Origin of the sequence: Moraxella sp., assembly GCF_024227015.1 — a bacterium.
GTDB lineage: Bacteria > Pseudomonadota > Gammaproteobacteria > Pseudomonadales > Moraxellaceae > Moraxella.
In genome coordinates this window covers 1-588 of the sequence record NZ_JAAELD010000102.1, presented here as the reverse complement: position 1 = coordinate 588, position 588 = coordinate 1, and the positions used below count along the sequence as shown (strand labels likewise).

Genomic DNA, 588 nt, shown 5'->3' with positions numbered 1-588 from the left:
TCTAGCAAAATGGTGGTGGACGGCTGATTGCCCCGATAGCGGTGGTTGGGACTGCTTGCCAAGTCTGGCAGAGCATCATTACCAAAGGCAAGCACCCGAGACTGAGCCAGACAGTTTGACAAGGTGAGGCGGTGCTGATGAGCAAGCTCGCTGTCGTCATCGTAGCGACTCACGCAAGCAATAAAATCGCATGATACCCTTTGCGTGCCTTGATGAAGAAGCTGATAAAAAGCGTGCTGGGCGTTTGAGCCGACTTCGCCCCACAGAATCGGACAAGTGGCATAATCCACCGTTTGCCCGTCTTTGGTAACCGATTTGCCGTTGGATTCCATTTCAAGCTGGGTCAGATAACTTGGCAAAAATTTAAGCCGTCCGTCATAAGGCAACACCGTATGTCCGCTAATCCCCAAAAACGTGGCGTTCCACACGGCAAGCAAGCCCATGATGACAGGGGCGTTTTTGATAAAAGGGGCGGATTTAAAATGGCAATCCATCTGATACGCCCCATTCAGTAGGCGTTTAAAGTTATCCATGCCCACCGCAATCGCCACCGACAGGCTAATCGCCGACCACATACTAAACCGACCG

Annotated in this window: 1 pseudogene; it reads right to left on the bottom strand. The window is 51.7% G+C overall.

Annotation, left to right across the window (positions count from 1 at the left end):
* A pseudogene (locus tag GY683_RS02240) lies at positions 1-588 on the bottom strand (glucose-6-phosphate isomerase); the annotation flags it as partial.